The organism is Acinetobacter sp. BD54, from assembly GCF_044778325.1.
Lineage (GTDB): Bacteria > Pseudomonadota > Gammaproteobacteria > Pseudomonadales > Moraxellaceae > Acinetobacter > Acinetobacter baumannii.
The window spans coordinates 247,842-261,017 of the sequence record NZ_JANJEP010000004.1 but is presented as its reverse complement, the minus strand read 5'-3'; the positions used below and the strand labels follow the sequence as shown (position 1 = coordinate 261,017).

The 13,176-nt window shown below is 39.8% G+C and carries 16 protein-coding genes; 12 read left to right on the top strand and 4 right to left on the bottom strand.

The window, feature by feature from the left end:
- The first annotated feature begins 67 nt into the window (after positions 1-67).
- The 7 genes from NQ782_RS08575 to NQ782_RS08545 all read left to right on the top strand — a co-directional run bounded on the left by NQ782_RS08575 (position 68) and on the right by NQ782_RS08545 (position 5,287).
- Positions 68-826: a hypothetical protein gene (locus NQ782_RS08575; RefSeq protein ID WP_057093209.1), complete on the top strand. Its 759-nt coding sequence runs from the start codon at positions 68-70 to the stop codon at positions 824-826.
- 137 nt (positions 827-963) lie between these two features.
- A complete protein-coding gene (locus NQ782_RS08570) occupies positions 964-1,536 on the top strand; it encodes an HdeD family acid-resistance protein (protein ID WP_000859452.1) in 573 nt (190 codons plus the stop codon).
- 116 nt (positions 1,537-1,652) lie between these two features.
- Positions 1,653-3,632, top strand: coding sequence for an ATP-dependent helicase (locus NQ782_RS08565; RefSeq protein ID WP_000050365.1), 1,980 nt, complete (start codon positions 1,653-1,655; stop codon positions 3,630-3,632).
- Positions 3,633-3,705: 73 nt separating this feature from the next.
- Complete coding sequence (locus NQ782_RS08560) at positions 3,706-3,945, top strand: RNA-binding protein (RefSeq protein WP_000699342.1); 240 nt, start codon at positions 3,706-3,708, stop codon at positions 3,943-3,945.
- A 7-nt stretch (positions 3,946-3,952) separates the two neighbouring features.
- Positions 3,953-4,312 carry an ASCH domain-containing protein gene (locus NQ782_RS08555; RefSeq protein ID WP_001183874.1) on the top strand — a complete coding sequence of 120 codons (360 nt, stop codon included), beginning with the start codon at positions 3,953-3,955 and terminating at the stop codon, positions 4,310-4,312.
- 80 nt (positions 4,313-4,392) lie between these two features.
- The gene (locus NQ782_RS08550) at positions 4,393-4,896 is read left to right on the top strand and encodes a DUF6586 family protein (RefSeq protein ID WP_002027464.1); all 504 of its coding nucleotides are present in this window, start codon (positions 4,393-4,395) and stop codon (positions 4,894-4,896) included.
- A gap of 112 nt (positions 4,897-5,008) precedes the next feature.
- A complete protein-coding gene (locus NQ782_RS08545) occupies positions 5,009-5,287 on the top strand; it encodes a hypothetical protein (RefSeq protein ID WP_000027403.1) in 279 nt (92 codons plus the stop codon).
- 37 nt (positions 5,288-5,324) lie between these two features.
- Here the strand turns inward: NQ782_RS08545 and NQ782_RS08540 are convergent, their stop codons facing one another.
- From NQ782_RS08540 to NQ782_RS08525, 4 genes are all read right to left on the bottom strand, one after another.
- Positions 5,325-7,034 (bottom strand): cation:proton antiporter, encoded by a 1,710-nt coding sequence (locus NQ782_RS08540; RefSeq protein ID WP_057093208.1) that lies wholly within the window; start codon positions 7,032-7,034, stop codon positions 5,325-5,327.
- A gap of 147 nt (positions 7,035-7,181) precedes the next feature.
- Positions 7,182-7,337 carry a 50S ribosomal protein L33 gene (rpmG, locus tag NQ782_RS08535; protein ID WP_001205031.1) on the bottom strand — a complete coding sequence of 52 codons (156 nt, stop codon included), beginning with the start codon at positions 7,335-7,337 and terminating at the stop codon, positions 7,182-7,184.
- 12 nt (positions 7,338-7,349) lie between these two features.
- Positions 7,350-7,586 (bottom strand): 50S ribosomal protein L28, encoded by a 237-nt coding sequence (gene rpmB, locus NQ782_RS08530; protein ID WP_000048256.1) that lies wholly within the window; start codon positions 7,584-7,586, stop codon positions 7,350-7,352.
- 167 nt (positions 7,587-7,753) lie between these two features.
- Positions 7,754-9,202: a coniferyl aldehyde dehydrogenase gene (locus NQ782_RS08525; protein WP_001088254.1), complete on the bottom strand. Its 1,449-nt coding sequence runs from the start codon at positions 9,200-9,202 to the stop codon at positions 7,754-7,756.
- Between the two features lie 112 nt (positions 9,203-9,314).
- Between NQ782_RS08525 and NQ782_RS08520 the strand changes: the two genes are divergently transcribed.
- From NQ782_RS08520 to NQ782_RS08500, 5 genes are all read left to right on the top strand, one after another.
- Positions 9,315-10,007, top strand: coding sequence for a TetR/AcrR family transcriptional regulator (locus NQ782_RS08520; RefSeq protein WP_000056618.1), 693 nt, complete (start codon positions 9,315-9,317; stop codon positions 10,005-10,007).
- Positions 10,008-10,081: 74 nt separating this feature from the next.
- Positions 10,082-10,945, top strand: coding sequence for a formyltetrahydrofolate deformylase (gene purU / locus NQ782_RS08515; RefSeq protein WP_001057506.1), 864 nt, complete (start codon positions 10,082-10,084; stop codon positions 10,943-10,945).
- 391 nt (positions 10,946-11,336) lie between these two features.
- Positions 11,337-12,092 (top strand): energy transducer TonB, encoded by a 756-nt coding sequence (locus NQ782_RS08510; protein WP_000083586.1) that lies wholly within the window; start codon positions 11,337-11,339, stop codon positions 12,090-12,092.
- Between the two features lie 44 nt (positions 12,093-12,136).
- Positions 12,137-12,757: a MotA/TolQ/ExbB proton channel family protein gene (locus NQ782_RS08505; protein WP_001011664.1), complete on the top strand. Its 621-nt coding sequence runs from the start codon at positions 12,137-12,139 to the stop codon at positions 12,755-12,757.
- Entirely contained in the window at positions 12,757-13,161 is a 405-nt protein-coding gene (locus NQ782_RS08500; protein WP_000885431.1) for a biopolymer transporter ExbD, read from the top strand. The genes NQ782_RS08505 and NQ782_RS08500 overlap by 1 nt, the downstream gene beginning before the upstream one ends.
- The last annotated feature ends 15 nt before the right edge of the window (positions 13,162-13,176 follow it).

Sequence of the window (13,176 nt, the reverse complement as noted above, 5' to 3'; positions counted from 1 at the left end):
TAGCTCAGCTAGCATTTTTTTCATCTACAACAATAAAAGAAAATATTAATTTTTATGGGGAAAAAGAATGTGGAAAAACATTCGGATTTTATGTCTATTAATTGTTTTATTAATCGTTGCAGTTCAAGCGTGGCGTGACCAAAACCAAGACTGGAATCAGCCTATTGTGGTGGTATTGCACCCAATAAATGCAGATGGCTTACAAACCACACAAGCTTATATTCATCAGTTACAAAACACTGATTTCCAGACGCTTAAAAGCTATTTAAGTGAATGGTCGCAACATTATCGGGGGCAATCAGCAAACTTTGAAATACGTTTGGGGCAACAGTTACAGCAGCGTCCACCTGAGGTGCCACAAAATGCCGGTGTTTTTCATGTGGTTTGGTGGAGTTTAAAGTTTCGTTTTTATGCATGGCGACAACAACAGCCTGAAGATAATGGAGCATCGCTCAAACTTTATTTAAATTATTACGATCCCAATTATCAAAAAGTTTTGGTGCATTCGACTGCTTTAGAAAAGGGCCGTATTGGTAGTGTTAATTTGTTTGCTACACGTGGGCAAGCATCACAAAATCAGGTTGTAATCGTTCATGAGCTATTGCATGGCTTTGGGGCAAAAGATAAATATGATTTAAAAACAGGTCAGCCCATATATCCATTAGGATATGCACAACCTGAAAAAGTACCCCTTTATCCACAAAAGCGAGCAGAAATCATGGGTGGTCGAACACCATTATCTGAGCAGACCAGCAAAATGCCAAGTGATTTACAAGAAACCGTCATAGGTTTACCAACAGCTCAAGAAGTGGGGTGGCTGAAATAAAATTGTGGATAAATACTGTTTTATCCACATCAATTGTTAATAAACGATGCACATCTTATACAGACAATAAATGTGAAGTACATCACTATAATGACATTATATAAACTTCCTAATACCTGATAATAAGAGACGCCGTTATGAAAACTGTAGGTAATGATTTGGTTCGTAATCAGCTACATGCTGATCGTAAATGGTATCTAATATTAGGCTTTGTGCTCATTATTTTCGGTTTGGTGTTATTTAGCTCACTGCCATTTGCCACATTTTCGGTTGTTTTTCTGTTTGGTATTTTAATGATGGTGGGCGGTGTATTGCATTTAATTGCTGCCTTAAGTGTATTTAAAGGCGGTAGCCGATGGCTGTGGGCACTTTTTGGAGTGCTGTATTTAATGGCGGGCTATTATGCATTTTCTACGCCTGTTACTACGGCTGTTGTTTTAACAAGCTTATTATCAATTGCTCTGATTATTGCTGGTGTAATCCGCACTATAAATGCATTTTTACTAAGACCAATTGCAGGGTGGGGCTGGACCTTATTTTCAGGATTATTAACCCTCGCTACAGGTATTTTAATTTTAGTTTCTAAAGATTCTCCGTTTTGGGTGTTAGGAATGTTTTTGGCAGTAGATATTTTATTTCAGGGCATTAACTTTTTAGGACTCGCTTCTGCGATTAAGCATTTACCTTCTAGCTCAAAAACAGTTTCTTAAAATAAATAACGAACAAAAGAGCACTTAGGGTGCTCTTTTTTGTTTTTAGTGAGCGAAGGTCCATCTCATGGCATGGGTCTGTTAAACTAAGCCTTGGTGTTTTAGCGATATGTGTTATGAGTCTTGCAAAGTTAATTAATGAATTAAATGCTCAGCAAAAAAAAGCAGCAACGACTACGGCTCAAAACTGTCTGGTTTTGGCTGGAGCGGGTTGTGGCAAGACGAAAACTATTGTTGCTCGCGCAGCTTATTTAATTGATCAAGGTTTGCCTGCAAATCAAATTCAGATTTTAACGTTCACCCGCCGAGCTGCGAGTGAAATTGTTGCAAGGGTTGAACAGCATGTTGGGGCACAAGCCAAAGGTCTTCGTGCATCCACTTTTCACACCTTTTGCATGTATTTATTACGTCGTAATCCGCAAGCGTTTGGTTTAACCCAATTTAGTATTATTGATCGTGATGATCAGTTACTCATGTTTCGCTTATTGAGAGGCAAAGACAAAGATAATGTTTTGCCTAAAGCGGCAGAGCTGTGTGATTTATATTCTTATGCCCGAAATACGCAATCTAAGCTTTCTGAAGCGTTACTCAAGCAATTACCTGAAGCATATGAATATAAATCACAAATTGCTGAGTTAATGAAAACCTATGAACAGCGTAAAAGAGAGCGTAATTTTTTAGACTATGATGACATTTTGTCGATCGTCGCTGTTCATTTACAAAACTCCGAAGCATTGACGAACTGGGTTGCTGGTTTCTGCCAAGCTTTGTTGGTTGATGAGATGCAAGATACCAACCCTTTACAGTGGGCACTTTTGCAGCCACTGATTGGTAAGGTGAAATTATTTTGTGTGGGAGATGACGCCCAGTCAATTTACGGTTTCCGTGGTGCTGATTTCGAAAACATTCATTCTTTTAAAGAACGTATTCCAGATGCAGTGATTCATACCTTAGATCTGAATTATCGCTCGACTCAAGAAATATTAGATTTATCAAATTGGTTACTCGCCCACAGTCCAATCGATTATCAAAAACAGTTACAGGCTCATCGTGGCAAAGGACAAAAGCCACAACTCCATTTGTTTGGTAATGAATTTGAAGAAGCCAACTGGATTGCACAAGACTTAATAGAGCGACACCAACAGGGCGCAAATTGGTACGACCATATGGTGTTAGTCCGCTCTGGTTACAGCGCACGCTATTTGGAAGGAGCATTTATTGCCGCTGAAATTCCGTATCGTTTTATTGGTGGCGTAAAGTTACTTGAATCAGCGCATGTAAAGGATGTGCTCAGTTTATTACGTATTGTGAGTAACCCACAGGATGACTTGGCTTGGATGCGCTTTTTAACCTTATGGGATGGTATTGGAGATGTGGGTGCCAGCAAGTTAGCGCAAGAGTTAATGAGCATTAGTGAGGTCGAAGAGCGTTGTCAGCGTTTGGAGCGTCATGGAAAAGTTCCTTTACAGGCCATTTTGATTTTGAAACAGCTTGATGTGCTACAGCAGCATGTTGAGGCAAGTATTGGTCTAGCACTTGATGCATTAAGTGAACAGTTAGAGCAAAACTATAAAACTAAAGACTGGTCACGTCGTGCTAGGGATTTCGACCTAGTTAAACAACTTGCGCGTAAACATGCATCTCTTGGTGAGTTTCTTGAAGAATATGTGCTTGAACCAATTTCAATTTCTGAAATTGAAAAAGCGGGTGATGATGATTTAGTGACCTTAATTACAATTCACTCCGCTAAAGGTGCAGAACAGAAAGTGTGTTATGTGCCACATGTCTCACCAAACCAATATCCCTATGCGCGTGCACAGGGCGATTTTGATGAAGTCGAAGAAGAGCGCAGAGTATTGTATGTTGCATTAACACGTGCGGAAAATGAATTGATTTTGACGAAGCAAAATCTCAATACATGGTCACAAGACACGTATGACGAACAAGGCCGCAAAATCGAAAGCTATTTTCTAAATGATTTACCTGCCCATTTGGTTCAGGCCAAAATTCATCGTCAGGTGCCACAGCCATTTGCCAAAAAACAATGGAATACTTCACGAACAGTAAACTTAGGTTTTGGTATCGATCTTGACTAAATTACTGTATAAGACACTGTGAATACTCAAATGTATATTGGCCTTTCTTTTGATGGTCAATGAAGGTTGGAAAATGAAAATATTAGTTCGTAATTTAGATCGTTCAGTGACTGAAGCTGAAGTTTTAGAGCTGTTTAAAGCTTATGGTAAAGTTGAGTCTTGTGTCGTTGTAACCGATAAAGATACGGGTAAATCAAAGGGCTTTGGCTTTGTCGAAATGCCGAATCCGCGTGAAGCCATTAAAGCAATCAAAGGTCTAAATACACTTAAAGTAAAAGGTTACGGTATTCGGGTTAAGGCAGCTGAAGAGTAAGGCTTTTATGCAACAATTTTTAGCTCTTTCTGTGGTTGCTCCAAATGGAACCCGTATAGCTCAGGGAATAAAAACACTTGAAGTTCGTTCATGGGTCCCTGCACAGCTGCCTCTTAAAGATCTATTCATTGTTGAGAACCAAAATTTTTTAATAAATGATGGTGATGAAGAAGAGGGAGTCGCGGTCGCTTTGGTTGATGTTGATTCTATTCATGTTTGGCGAAACGATGAGATTGAACTTGCCTGTGCCTCTGGTTGGAGTGAAGGATATTTTGCTTGGGTTCTAAGTAATGTGCGTCCTATGAAGCGACAGTTGAAAGTTCCGGCTAAACGTAAAATTTATCAAGTCTCTCTGGATTTACCATAAATAACGTTGATTTTATCAATGGAGTCGTTAAGCTAAGAATAGCCATATAGATGGCAATTTTAGAACAGGAAAGTTTAGTTATGTCACGTGTTGCTCGTTATCATGCCGATCGTACCAATCAAAAACTCTATTTTGCACGCTTAGCGTGTCAACAAGCAGAGCAAACTGATCATGTACAGCAGGTACAAGCGTATCGTGAAGCAGCTGTATTTCATTTACATGGTGCGATGTTGGCATTTTTGCAAGAATTGGTACGTTATTACCGTTTAAATGACTTGCAACCGACATTAAAATCTATTGAAGAGCATATGGCGGCAAAAGGACAAGTTTCTCCGGAAGTTTCTGTTTTGCAGCAATTGGCAAAAGATGGCTTCGTTGCAGAATTAAAACGTGCTTACCGTATGTGCCAATATGCACCGGAACCAACTGAACCGACACCGGAAGAAGAAACTTCTTCTAATTTGATCATTAAAGTGACTCAGGGACCACAATCATGGTTACCTGATGTGAAAATTTTGCGTGAATGGCATAGAGAGTTAAGTCATTTAATTGATGGTTTTCGTAACGAAATGGTCGAGTTCTAAAATTAAACTATCTGAGCGCTTGAAATTTAATCCCAGTGCGCCTATATAAATAAGACGAGAGATGCAAAGTGCAAGGGTGCTTTGCCACCATGTTGAAACATGGAGGAAGTATATGTCTATACAGCAATTGAAAGAGTTATTTGGAAATCAAGAAGCAGTGTTGGAATTAGTCCAACTAGAAGGTGGTGAGCTCGCCTTGCGTAATGCTGGTTCTGAAAAAGAGCCCTTGGTTAAAATTCAGTTTAGTGATGAACTAAAGGCAATATTAGGTGAACAGACGCCTATAGTTGCACAACATATGATTCAAGCTGCTTTGTTTGGGCTGTTAGAAAAGCAGGTCAATGAATGGCAGGCTGAAGTTGTGGATGAGCAGCCTAAATTCTTAAGTTAAAAAAAGCGTACTCTTGAGTACGCTTTTTTTGTATGCATTAATGATGTGTAGACTGATGCGCAAGTTCGATTTGATTTAAAATATGATGGCTCATATTCTTAGCCATTTCTTCTTTCGCATAGAATACTTCACCAATGTGTTCGTCTCTAATCACTGCGGCTTCTTCTTTACTTTCTGCACAAATTAAAACCTGAATTTGAGGATTCAATTGCTTCGCAATATCTACAATCCGATGAATATCTAAAATATCCATAGGTGAAATTACCAAGAGTCGTGCGTGCATGATATGCGCTTGAATTAAAACGCCAGGTTCGGTTGCTACACCACTTACAGCCGCAATGTTTGCCTGACGTAGTTTTTCTACGATTTCACGATTCTCTTCTGCAATTACGACTTTAATATTTTGATTAATTAAATTTTCAGTAATACGTCGTCCAACGCCACCATACCCTACAATCACCACTTGATCGCGTAGATAAGATTGATCGACTTCATCTGGCAGCATGGCTAATGGGTCGCCACTACGTTCAAGAAGTCGTGCTAAATGAGAGCGTTCACGAATCCAACGTTGTACAGGCTCAATTGCCGAGAAGATGAAAGAGTTCAGTGTAATTGAGAATAATGCGCCTGCTAAAATCAGGTTTTGAGCTTCTAAAGTTAATAGACCTAAAGAGACACCAAGGGTAGCCAAAATAAATGAAAACTCACCAATTTGAGCAAGGCTGGCCCCGACTGTTAAAGCCGTATTGATTGGATAGCGGAAGAATAAAACTAAAGCCATTGCAGCAAGAGTTTTACCCACCATAATAATCGCGATAACAGCCAAGATATGTAGTGGACGTTCAATAAGGATATGTGGATCAAACAACATTCCTACTGAAACGAAAAATAAAATCGAGAAAATTTCACGTAGTGGTAGCGTTTCTTCTTCTGCTCGATGACTAAAATCTGACTCTTTAACGACCATTCCGGCAAAGAATGCCCCTAATGCCATTGAAACTCCAAAGATGGCATAAGAACCATAGGCAATCGATACAGCAGCAGCGACTACAGTAAGTGTAAATAGCTCTCTTGAACCTAAGCGAGCAACAAACTGCATAATAATAGGCACAACGCGCTTACCGACAATCAGCATAAAGGCAATAAAACCAATAACCTTTAATAGGGTGATTCCAAGAGTTAGCCAAATGTTACCTTCTGCGCCTGCTGGAGCTTTTCCGCCAAGTAAAACAGCTGTAGCTGGAAGAAGTACTAAAACAAGTACCATGACTAAATCTTCAACTAACAACCAGCCCACAGCAATTTTGCCATTTACAGAATCTAGAAGACCACGGTCTCCTAAAGCTTTTAATAATACAACTGTACTCGCACATGACAGGCTTAAGCCAAAAACGAGTGCGGAGCCAAAGCTCCAGCCCCATAACATTGAAACGCCAATACCCAGTAAAGTTGCAACAGCAATTTGTAAGATTGCACCTGGCAAGGCAATGCGGCGGACAAGTAAAAGATCATTTAAGGAAAAATGTATACCAACGCCAAACATGAGGAACATTACACCGAGTTCAGCAAGTTGGTTTGCAAGATGAATATCTGCTTCAACACCAGGAGTATTAGGACTAATAATAATTCCGGCAATGAGATAGCCAATAAGAGGGGGAAGTCGTAGTCGGGCGGCAATATAGCCAAAAAACAGGGCAACGCCGAAACCAACAGCAAGTAAAATAATTAAATCTACGTCATGCGGCACTAAAAACTCCTTTTACGTGAGTTAGGCTAAAGACAAGCATAAAAAATGCCAAGGCGGAATATGTGGAAAGTTTAACAAAAAGGCAGGTATAAAAAAAATGCAAAAAAAAACGACTTCATAAAGAAGTCGTTTTTTTCGAGGCTAAAATTATTTGATTTTAGCTTCTTTGAAAATCACGTGTTGACGGATTTTTGGATCAAATTTTTTGATTTCCATTTTTTCCGGCATAGTACGTTTGTTTTTAGTCGTGGTATAGAAGTAACCTGTACCAGCTGAAGAAACGAGGCGAATCTTATCACGCATTGCTCAGACTCCTTAGATCTTTTGACCTTGAGCACGAAGGTCTGCAACAACCTTTTCGATACCCAATTTGTCAATAATACGCATACCTTTAGTGGTTAAACGAAGACGTACAAAACGTTTTTCGCTTTCTAACCAGAAACGGTGGTGGTGCAGGTTCGGCTCGAACCGGCGCTTGGTTTTGTTGTTGGCGTGTGAGACGTTGTTACCAACGACTGGACGCTTGCCGGTAACTTGGCAAACCTTAGACATGGTGTAACTCCATTGATTTAGCCAACAGCAAATCTGTGGCCAGTCATACTAAATGTAAACGGATGAATTCATTCAAGGGGCGTTTTATACCAAAAATACGATTAAAAGACAAGCGAAATTGGTAAAAACGAGGCATGATCTAGTATAACAGATCATGCCTTGATCAGTTAACGCAACAAGGTTTTCGAAATGAAGCGATGAATCGGTTTATTGAACGGCGGAAGAATATATTTCAAGCTATAAAGTTTTGGATTTGACATGACCGAACGTTCATGTGAAAGCCCAAAAAAGCCCTCCGGTCCGTGATATTTACCCATACCTGACGCACCAATACCGCCAAAAGGTAAATCATCTTGTGCTACATGGGTAATCACCATGTTAATTCCGAAATGCCCTGAATGAGTATGCTGAGAGATATAATCGGCGCGTGCCTGATCATAGTCAAAATAATACATTGCCAAAGGACGTGGTCGACTATTAATAAATTCGATGACTTCTTCTATTTGGTCATATTCTAAAATTGGTAGAACAGGACCAAAAATTTCATTTTGCATAATATCCATTGCAGTTGTTACACCAGTAACCAGAGTCGGTGCAATTTTGCGGACATCATCTAAAATTTCATTTTGAGGATTAATTTCAATAATACGAGCACCCTGATCACGGGCATTTTCTAGATAGCCCTGAATACGGTTGTACTGCTTATCATTAATAATAGATGTGTAGTCTTGATTGTTACGGAAATGAGGATACATTCCAGCCACAATCAATTTAAAGTTTTCAATGAACTCGGCAGTTTTACCACGCGGCAAGAAAATATGGTCAGGCGCAACGCAAGTTTGGCCTGCATTCCATAATTTACCCACAGCAATACGCTGTGCGACATCTTTCATGTCTACGGAAGCATGTACAAGCGCAGGGGATTTACCCCCCAACTCAAGAATGACTGGCACAAGGTTTTGAGCTGCAGCCGCCATGACTGTTTTACCGACAGAAGTCGAGCCTGTGAAAATCATTTTGTCAAAAGGCAGGTGACTAAACGCATCAGAGATCACACCGCCGCCATTAACCACAGCAACCAATTCTTGTGGAAAAGCTTCAGAAAGTGCATTTTCAAGAACCTGTCCAAAATTTGGAGAAGCACTCGAAATTTTGATCATGGCATGGTTACCAGCCGCCAAAGCACAGATGAGTGGGCCAACGGAAAGTAGTAATGGATAGTTCCAAGGTGTAATAATGCCAATAACACCCATTGGTTGATATTGTACCCAACCTTTTGCAGGCTGATGTAATACACTGATATGGCGTTTTGATGGTTTCATCCATCCGGTTAGGTTCTTACTGTAATACTTGATTTGTTCAAGACAGGTAAGTAACTCACCAATTTTGGTTTCCATAATGGCACGATTGCCATAATCAAGGTTAATTGCTTCGGCAATCTGATCTTGATATTTTACCAAGACTCTTTTAAGACGAGCTAAACGATCAATACGCTCTTTAGCAGTGGGTACCGGATGACGTAAGTAGGCAATCTTTTGCTGCTCAAGCAAATCATGTAAATGCTTAACATCATAAGGAACCTGAGTCTCTGGATTTGTTTTTGTTTGACTGTTCATCGGTACTTACCAAATATACTGATATACTTATTTTTTAGAGTAAATACTCTAAAGAGTCAAGTTGGTTTCTGTGTGCAAGTCTTAACCATATGAATTAACGAAGGTTATTAAAATGTCTCTACCTAAAGCTCTGAAGACAAAAGACCGGATTTTACAAATCAGTTTGCAGCTTTTTAATGAGCGTGGCGAACGGTCTGTCACTACCAATCATATTGCTGCAGAGTTGGGGATTAGTCCTGGAAACTTGTATTATCACTTTCGAAACAAGCATGAAATCATTAAGGAATTAATGCACCAATATCAGGTCGAGACTTTAGAAATGCTCTCTTTACCTGAGGACAGACCATTAACGACCAATGACAAAATTAATTATTTTCAGGTACTCAGTGGTCAGCTATGGAACTATCGTTTTATTCACCGTGATGTTTATCATTTAGTTGAAAGTAACGAAGACTTTAAAAAGATCTATCCCCGCTTTGCAGGGCAGGTCATGCAGCAAGGGCAAAGAATTTATCAGGCCTTTGTTGATGCCGGGCTTATGAAAATGACGCCATCGGAAATTGAAGCGCTCATTATTAACCTCTGGATTGTCTTAACCAACTGGACCAACTTTCTATATATGTCCGGACACATTAGTGACAATAACCACCTTGAAGAAAAATGGGTTTGGCAAGCTTTACGTCAAATGGTTTTTTTAGAAGGCCCTTATTTAATGGGGGAAAGCCGTGCGACTTATGAGCAATTATTGGAGTCGCTTGGACCTTCTGATCTTTTTGCCAGCTTATCGTCCCTAAAAGATGAATAGTTGTGCTTGTTTATTTAGAGCGCTAGAATACTCGGCTTATCAAAATTTTGTCTCAATTAAGTGATATTAACCAAATGAATATGACCACTGCCAATACAGCCCGTTTACTGATTACTTGTGAAGACAAGCCTGGGATCGTACAGGCTGTATCGAGCTTTTTGTACCATCAGGGTGCAAACATTACCGCGCTTGATCAGTATGCGACGGAAGCTCAAGGCGGACGTTATTTCATGCGTGTTGAATTTGAACTTGATCATTTACAGTCTCGTAAAGATGCTTTAATTCAGACTTTCGCAGCAAATGTAGCGGAACGTTATGGCATGCAATGGCGTCTTGCTTTTGTTAATGATATTAAAAAGGTTGGTATTTTAGTTTCTAAAGTTGACCATGCTTTGCTTGAGCTATTGTGGCGTCATGCACGTGGTTCTTTACCGTGTGAAATTACCCACGTAATTTCTAACCACGAAGATTTACGTGAAGCAGTTGAAAACTTTGGTATTCCATTTACAGTCATTAAAGTAACCAAAGACAATAAAGCAGAAGCTTATGCTCAAATTCATGAAATGATGCAAGGCAATGACTTGTTAGTTCTTGCGCGTTACATGCAGATTTTAAGCGAAGATTTCGTTTCTAAATGGGAAATGAAAATTATCAATATTCACCACTCATTCTTACCTGCTTTTGTGGGCGCAAACCCATACAAGCAAGCATATGAAAAAGGTGTAAAGTTGATTGGTGCAACAGCTCACTATGTGACTGCTGACCTAGACCAAGGCCCAATTATTGAGCAAGACGTTGAACGTGTGAGCCATGATTATAATGTTGAGCAGTTGCGTGAGCTTGGCGAAGATGTTGAACGTAATGTATTAGCTCGTGCTGTTAAATGGCATTTAGAAGACCGAATTATTGTAGATGGCAATAAGACTGTTGTTTTCTAACAACTTATATTCCTTTAAAAGCATGCTTTTGAGCGTGCTTTTTTTATGGCTAAAATAAATTTAAAATGTTATAACATAACTAGAGTCTGTTGCTCTATAGATTACTTTTAATATCTAGCTACTTAATTATTTTTTAAGCTGAGCGCGATCTGATAAGTGAAAATAGGGAACTTACAAATTTTAGTGCGTTGTCTAAGCATGAGAAAACTAAGGTGATATCACTTTATCAAGTTAGACCTCGCGATAATGAGGAATGTTTTCATAAAAAAGTAGTTGCAAATGAAAACACTTCTCATTTATTATTGTGGCACTTTATTGTTCTATCCGATGTTTGAAATCGTTTCTATAAATTGAAAACCGAAATCATCATCCATTAGGTAATTAGATTCTTATGAGTCAATCTTCCGCAGCCTTAAACTCTCCCAATCCGATGAAAAAGAAAGTCATCACGGCACTAATTGCGGTTGCAATTGGTCATATCGGGGTCTTATGGGCAGTCAGCCACATTAAGCCTGCTGAACTAAAGCCAATTGAAAAGAAACCTTTACAAGTCCGCTTTGTAAAAATTCAAGAGCAACCAAAACCTTTACCACCAAAACCAAAAGAACCGCCTAAAAAGCCGGAACCTAAAAAAGAAGTGAAAGAGGTTAAAGTTGTCGAGAAACCTGTAACTCCACCTAAGAAAGTGGAAAAAATTCAGCAGGTCAAAAAGGCTGAAACACCTAAAGAAACAGTAAAAACAGAACCTAAAGTTGAACCGAAAATAGTAACGCCAACGACTACTGTGACTGAAAAAGTCGTTGAAAAGCCAAAGCCAGTGGTTCAAGAAGCACCTAAAGCTCAACCTGCTCCAGATCCATCGCCAAAACGCGTTTCAATTGGCGGTTCGGGTGTACAGTGGAGCCGCTCACCACGTTTGACTGTTTCACCAAAAGATTTACAGGGCGAAGCACGCTCGGTTGTTGTACTTATTGAAGCCGATGAGAAAGGCAAGATTACTAACGTGCGCGTAACCCGTAGCAGCGGTATTCCAAGTCTAGATGACAAAGTAGTCCGTGCTGTACGTAGTGCAAAATTTAAACCTTATATGGAAAACGGTGTTGCTTATCCAATTAAAGCAGAGCAACCGTTTGACTTAACCCCTTAAACGAATTTGAGTCCCAACGGCTAACCTTAATCAGGAGTTCGAATATGAACTTTTCAATCTATTGGCAACATGCAGATGCAGTGAGTAAAACCCTGTATTTCATCTTATTGGCAATGTCGATTGCTACCTGGACAGTTTTCATCTTACGTTTGATGGGGACTCGCCAACTAAAACAACAAGCTTATGCTCAACTCTCTCAGGCTATTACTTCGCTCAAAGCAAAGTTACAACCTTTGAGTTTTGAACAACGTAAAGCAGTTGCAGAGCAAGCATTATTGCGTCAGATTTCTGCTGAGAAAGCCAATGCTGATAAAGGTATTTCAGTTTTAGGAACAATTGCTTCAATTGCACCATTCGTTGGTTTGTTTGGTACAGTATGGGGTATTTTCCACGCGTTAGTTGCTGTTGGTAAGAGCGGACAGGCAGGTTTAGCTCAAGTGGCTACACCAGTAGGTGAAGCACTTATTATGACTGGTCTTGGCCTTGCAGTTGCGATTCCAGCGGTATTGGCTTATAACATCTGTGTACGTGCGAATCGTGGCCTTGCTCATGATTTACAAGATCAAGCACACAGTTTGTTAATCGACACTATGTTGCAGCAAGACTCAACTGTAAAGTCTGATGTTAAAACTGCACAGCAAAGTTATGTTGGAGGTCAAGCTTAATGGCTTTTCAATTGGGTGAAGACCACGATAGTGGCATGAATGAGATGAATCTCATTCCGCTAATCGACATTATGTTGGTGTTAATGATCATCTTTTTGGTCACAGCAACAGTTGCCAACCCATCGATTCCATTAACGCTTCCTAAAACAACTGCTGAAATTATTGATCCACCACCAAAAGCAATTACGATTAGTATCAATGCAAATGGTGAAGTGGCTTGGGATACTCAAGTAATTAGCCTTGATGAGCTTCAAAAACGTTTCCAAGAAGCAGGTCAAGGTGCGGTTAAACCGACAGTTCAACTTCGCGCTGATAAAGAGTCGAAGTACGATACTGTTGCTCAGGTAATGTCTCGCGCCAGTGAAGCCGGACTGAGCGATATTGCCTTTGTAAGTGAAAACTAAAATCTAGTTTCACGT